Genomic DNA, 4,614 nt, shown 5'->3' with positions numbered 1-4,614 from the left:
CATGTTGGGTGGAGCGGACAATCCAAATGGTGAATTACTGTCTTATATCATTGGCGCTGACATGTGGAAGCGTTAACAGGTTTATACCTGCTCTTTCTGCTCTCACTGATATCTGATTTTCCTCTTTTGTTTCAGGTAGTTCTGGTCTGTTCAGCGTGATATAGCGAATTCGTCGCTCTTCCCGTGTGGTCGTTTTAAGCGTATTCACCGCTGTTTCCCACAAGGCACTTTCACGTGCGTTGATATCTGTGTCGTACTCTTCCAGCATTGCCATAGCCGCCTGACGTCCTGCAATGCGTTGCTGGAATGTATCCACGATCGTGTGCGGCTCTGTGCGAATTTTTCGTCTTTTTCTGGAGGGTTTTGCAGTCAGGACGCCAATGATGGCACTGACATTTTCCGGTGACGGTATTCGACGTTGAGTAGTACGGGGAACAAGACGGCGGAGACGGTCCAGGCGTGGCGCATCCACGCTGATATACCTGTTTATAACAACGGGATCGCTGCTGCAGCTTTTCTCATCGTCAGGGATGAAGAATGATGCTGATGGTACGGTTTCTCCCCGGAAAATAGAAAAGAACTCGCCAGGATGAAGTTCAATCAACTCCTGAACATTTATCTTGCTTTCCATCAGGATGCTGATTTGTGGGCTGTCAATCCATGATTCACCAAATATGCCGTCCTGACGCTGCAGGTTGTTCATCCTCGCCCTGGCTTCTTCACCGGCGGCGCTTTTCAGCGTTCTGGCCGTACTACCCTCGCTGACAATCCTGCCGGCAAATTTTGTCCCCGTGTTCTGCATCAGTGTTGCAGTATTCGTGGCTGTTGTCTGTCCTTCTATACGTTCCTGGTCCTGTGCCATCAAAATCAGAGCAAAATCCAGTGAACGCACCTGAGTGGCTTCCACAGCAATACGGTCCGTATAGTATGCCCCCACTTCATCAAGGAAACACAGATAAGGGAAACGCCCCTTATATTTTTTGACTTCCAGTGCATCGGAATCAGTTCCTTCGAGGCGGTAGCCCAAATCACGGGCGAGAATCATACTTTTCTGGGTGATAAACATTCGTCCAAGAGCAGACGTTGTATGCGCTGATGTATCCAGAGCGGGGATCATTACCATCAGAATCCTGTCGCTGTGAATGCTGTCACGGATATCGATATCACCGGAATCTTCAGCAAAAATATCCCCGAATGCTTCCGTGAATGTGCTGAAAGTTTCAGAAAACTGCCCGGAGAGATAAGCATGTTGTTTTCTGGGTTCTTCCGTCCAGGCTGATGGTGTCCTGACCAGCGACAGGTCGAAACCGGGAACGTCCTGAAGGTAGTTACGTAACGGTGCGATAGCTTCTTCCGGCCACTGATCATCGAGGCCACGACAGTAAAGTTTGGCCATCCCTTCGAGAGTCATATGTTCACGGAGCATCTGCAGCGACATTGTTTTGCCTTCGCGCACACACCAGAATTTAGTACCAAATACCAGTGCCTTATTCATGGCAATGGCCCGGGACTGCCACTCGCCCCCCTGGACGTTCTGGGGCAGCATTGACTGCATTGTCTCCGCTGTGAATGCCTCAGTGCTGTAACAGAAGGGATTCCAGGTATTTGACTGAGGACGCGTTTTTTCACCACTCAGAATGATTTCACTGCGGGATTTTCCTCCGTTCATGAAGTTAATGACTTCCACATCGTCTTCACGTCCAAAGCGTCTGGCCAGATACCAGATCGTTCTTGCCGTATCATTCTGTGCCTTGCCATCGACAAGGGTGAATCCTCTTGCCCAGCAAAGTGGGTTAATCGCCCAGGCAAAGATGGTTTCCGTTTTACCGCCACCGGTGGTGGCGAAAAACATTATATGGCGGGTCAGATCGTCCATACTCAGCCATAACTCCCTGCCAATATCCCTGACGCGTTGATAACCAACATAGAATATGCCGCTGGCCGGTGATTCCAGAATGACCTCATACTGGAACAGGGTTGGCCAGAAGCTGAAAAGACTTCTTTTAATCATTCTGTCCTGTGACGGGTCAGCACATTCCAGCGTCATGGGCATACGAAGAGGGCAGCGCCATCGCTGCAGACTAAATACCAGCATTGTTATCAGTGTGAACAACAGACATGCCGGTAATGCAAGTGGCCAGATAAAACTGGCCACAAGACTTGCCACCAGGCAAAAGCCATAGATATTGAGACTCTGGAGTGCATTCCAGACAGGATTTCCCCAGGCTGTACGGTGTAAAAGCTCGGGGTTAACGCGATGTTCACTCATGGCCAGACTCGCTGTCGGTGGTTTTCAGGAATAAATTAAGCGTGCCAGTTTCCTGCAGAATTCCTGTAGGCAGATGCCAGCCGGTGTCGGACAGCACCCATGGGGTACCGGCAAATCCGAACTTACGGAAGGCGACATTGTTAACATCAATCGCAGCTCTGGCTGCTTTCAGGCATGTTTCATCTGCAGGCGTTGTTTCTTCTGATGGCGTCATCATTCCGTTATCTGCGGAATACAGTCGGTGCCAGCCGGCAGCACGTTTCTGAGCATCTTTTTCACACAGCAGTGGTGCCACACGGTCGGTGGATTCCTCTCCACCAATAACTGAAACCGGGTAGATAACGACATTGAAGTCGCTGGCCAGGCGTTTTAAGGCCGGCTCCAGAAGTCTGCAGTTAGGACAGGCAGGATCGAGAAATGCGAACAGGGTTCGTTCATGACCGGATGACAGGTTGATGGTAAACATGCCCCGATCGGCGTTCCGCTTCAGAACAGTAGCCAGATTATGTCGCGCAGCTGCGGCTTCCGGATTTTTGCTTGTGATTGTTTTCTCCGGGACCTGGACGTCTTTTTTCGGGGGAACCGGGAGTTGAATGCCTTCATTTAATGGCACAGTGTGATTCAGGTGAGGGGGTAGCAGTCGTGGCTCACCTGCTGTCTGTACTGCTTCAGGCGTTGTATCATCCCAGAATACACGATCAACATAGCGGAACAGAGAGAAGCCAATCGTTGCCATTACGAACAGCACAACGCTGGCGATTATGCCACGGAACAAAGGTGTTCTGCTGAAGCGGCGTTCCATCAGATATTCAAGGCGCAGGCAGGAATCAATAGCTGTAAGTATCTGGTCAGCGTTATGCTCCTGTTTATCAATCAGGACGGTTTCTCTGTTACGGGTGCCCATGGCGTCAAAGGCTATATGAATCAGTTGATTATTTCGTGTTACCAGCCCTGACAGGGCATCCCGTGGAAGGACAGCAATAATTTCTGTCCTGCCATCCGGCCAGATTGCCTGCACGGAAATATGTTTTGCAATGCGTGTTGCAAAGTACTCGATTGTCATTTTCAGTTCTCCGGATAATCAGAATTCGTTGTCTGTAGCAGGTGTGCGGGGCAGGATGTCGTCGGTGAGGGACCAGTTGGTCAGGATGCGGCGTTTCCGGTCGCGATCTGGTTGTGGTTCATCCCAGATAAGACCGAGACTGAGCATATCCCGCCGTAAGCCTTCCACCGCTTCATCAACACAGGGTTCAGGGCAGGGAAGACCAAAACGCATGGCTTCGGCCTCTGCACGTGCAACGGCCACCACGCCAGCGCCTTCAATAAATCCTTTCGTGGTATTGGCGCGGTGTAATGCATAAAACAGCGTTCTGTCCACGCCTTTCAGCCAAATCCAGTTGGGTGGCGTAAGCCGCAGGTCATGTGCATACAGCCAGACCAGCCCACTGCGGACGTAGCGATGTTGTTTCAGCCATTGCTGTGCTCCGTTGCTTTTAATCACTCTCTGGAAAGCTGATTTGGCCAGTGAATAAACAGGGGTACAGAATTTCCCGCTGTCCCGTTTGCTTTTAATTCTGCATGAGAGGTTCAGTGTATCCATGAGCTTTAATGCTGCCTTCCGATCATCCAGGAAATACTGAAGGCCAAATATGGCAAAGAGCGCTTTTTCATGTGGTGCCATGTCTTTCCAGGACGTTAAAGGTTTACCCAACTGGGCCATGAAACATCGTCTTGCAGCTGCAACATCGAGCTGCATATTGGTGATGAGAGTATGCTGTTCGACAAATGCTTCCGGGGTGAGAGCAACCCGCCGTTCAGGTCGTTTACCACCATGAAAGAGTTTTTTCGGATCACCATCTGCCAGTACAGGGGCGATAGCAGGGGATAACGAAGCAAAGATGTGTGGCAGTCGGGTAATATCTACTGGTCTGCGGGTGAAACGGCTTTGTCCCGGATGTTGATACCATTCCCACAAACACCAGAGTGTCACAGGTAAGAGGTACATCCACAGAATACCTATGGTCTGTTCCATGACGTTAACCCACTGGCTATAGCTTATGTTGGCGGCGTTGTTACCGGTCATGGCAAGCAGGTTGTATCGTGGTGCTGCATAGTTATGAAATGGTCCCCAGTCGACCAGTCCCCATAAGGTATGAAGAATCAGGCAGCTGGTGTAAACCACTTCCGGCAAGAATAACCATATGACGAATAGCAGCAGGATAAGAAGGACACCAACAGCGCCCCATATCTGCATAGGATCTTCTGCGACAGGCTGTCGATTGTAAGTAAGCGGCTCGTCAGAACCGTATTGATATTTACTGAGAGCTCAGATCAACTTTCCAGGG

General features: G+C 50.3%; 3 protein-coding genes. All 3 read right to left on the bottom strand.

Going from position 1 to position 4,614, the window contains the following annotated elements:
• Window positions 1–34: 34 nt before the first annotated feature.
• The 3 genes from trbC to trbA are packed head-to-tail and all read right to left on the bottom strand — an operon-like array spanning window position 35 to window position 4,523.
• A complete protein-coding gene (gene trbC, locus A7090_RS25315; protein WP_105275889.1) occupies window positions 35–2,269 on the bottom strand; it encodes an F-type conjugative transfer protein TrbC in 2,235 nt (744 codons plus the stop codon).
• Window positions 2,262–3,332 carry an IncI1-type conjugal transfer protein TrbB gene (gene trbB / locus A7090_RS25310; RefSeq protein ID WP_000151583.1) on the bottom strand — a complete coding sequence of 357 codons (1,071 nt, stop codon included), beginning with the start codon at window positions 3,330–3,332 and terminating at the stop codon, window positions 2,262–2,264. Before trbB ends, trbC begins: the two co-directional genes overlap by 8 nt.
• An 18-nt stretch (window positions 3,333–3,350) precedes the next feature.
• Window positions 3,351–4,523 carry an IncI1-type conjugal transfer protein TrbA gene (gene trbA, locus A7090_RS25305; protein WP_001167742.1) on the bottom strand — a complete coding sequence of 391 codons (1,173 nt, stop codon included), beginning with the start codon at window positions 4,521–4,523 and terminating at the stop codon, window positions 3,351–3,353.
• Window positions 4,524–4,614: the final 91 nt, after the last annotated feature.

It is taken from the genome of Escherichia sp. MOD1-EC7003 (genome assembly GCF_002965065.1).
In the GTDB taxonomy this organism is placed as follows: domain Bacteria; phylum Pseudomonadota; class Gammaproteobacteria; order Enterobacterales; family Enterobacteriaceae; genus Escherichia.
Note: the sequence above shows the minus strand (reverse complement) of the source record. Positions and strands in the feature narration are given on the sequence as shown.

Coding starts and splice junctions, on each gene's coding strand:
- trbB (WP_000151583.1), bottom strand. CDS start 3,332: ATGACAATCGAGTACTTTGCAACACGCATTGCAAAACATATTTCCGTG.
- trbC (WP_105275889.1), bottom strand. CDS start 2,269: ATGAGTGAACATCGCGTTAACCCCGAGCTTTTACACCGTACAGCCTGG.
- trbA (WP_001167742.1), bottom strand. CDS start 4,523: ATGCAGATATGGGGCGCTGTTGGTGTCCTTCTTATCCTGCTGCTATTC.